Origin of the sequence: Deinococcus rhizophilus (assembly GCF_030271215.1) — a bacterium.
Taxonomy (GTDB): Bacteria; Deinococcota; Deinococci; order Deinococcales; family Deinococcaceae; genus Deinococcus; species Deinococcus rhizophilus.
In genome coordinates, this window is record NZ_JASNGB010000330.1 from 1 (window position 1) to 1,230 (window position 1,230).

The 1,230-nt window shown below is 64.7% G+C and carries 1 protein-coding gene; it reads left to right on the top strand.

Annotation, left to right across the window (positions count from 1 at the left end; translation table 11 throughout):
* Positions 1–13: 13 nt before the first annotated feature.
* The coding region (gene tuf / locus QOL99_RS17130) for an elongation factor Tu (protein WP_285525608.1) at positions 14–1,230 on the top strand (1,217 nt) is incomplete at its 3' end.

Below are 1,230 nucleotides of genomic sequence, written 5' to 3' on the forward strand. Positions count from 1 at the left end.
GGAGGACATGATCATGGCAAAAGGAACGTTTGAGCGGACGAAGCCCCACGTGAACGTGGGGACCATCGGGCACGTCGACCACGGCAAGACCACGCTGACCGCGGCCATCACCTTCACGGCCGCCGCGATGGACCCCACCATCGAGACGATGGACTACAGCCAGATCGACAAGGCCCCTGAAGAAAAGGCCCGCGGCATCACCATCAACACCTCCCACGTCGAGTACAACACCCCCACCCGCCACTACTCCCACGTCGACTGCCCCGGCCACGCCGACTACGTCAAGAACATGATCACCGGAGCTGCCCAGATGGACGGCGCCATCCTGGTCGTCAGCTCCGCTGACGGCCCCATGCCCCAGACCCGCGAGCACATCCTGCTCGCCCGTCAGGTCGGCGTGCCCTACATCGTCGTGTTCATGAACAAGGTCGACATGGTCGACGATGAGGAACTGCTCGAACTCGTCGAGATGGAAGTGCGCGAGCTCCTGGGCAAGTACGAGTTCCCCGGCGACGACCTCCCCGTCGTCAAGGGCAGCGCCCTGCAGGCCCTCGAAGCCCTGCAGGCCAACCCCAAGACCGCCCGCGGCGAGAACAAGTGGGTCGACAACATCTGGGAACTGCTGGACGCGGTGGACTCCTACATCCCCACCCCCGAGCGCGATACCGACAAGACCTTCCTGATGCCCGTCGAGGACGTCTTCACCATCACCGGTCGCGGCACCGTCGCCACCGGCCGCGTGGAGCGCGGTGTGGTCAAGGTGCAGGACGAGGTCGAGATCATCGGCCTGCGTGACACCAAGAAGACCACCGTCACCGGCATCGAGATGCACCGCAAGCTGCTGGATTCGGGCATGGCGGGGGATAACGTGGGCGTGCTGCTGCGCGGCGTCGCTCGCGACGACGTGGAGCGTGGCCAGGTGCTGGCCAAGCCCGGCAGCATCAAGCCGCACACCAAGTTCGAGGCGAGCGTGTACATCCTGTCCAAGGACGAGGGTGGGCGTCACAGCGCGTTTTTCGCGGGGTACCGTCCGCAGTTCTACTTCCGCACGACCGACGTGACGGGCATTGTGGAACTGGCCGAGGGTGTGGAGATGGTGATGCCCGGGGACAACGTGACCTTCACGGTGGAACTGATCAAGCCCATCGCCATGGAAGAAGGTCTGCGCTTCGCCATCCGCGAGGGTGGACGCACCGTCGGCGCTGGCGTCGTCGCCAAGGTCCTGGAGTA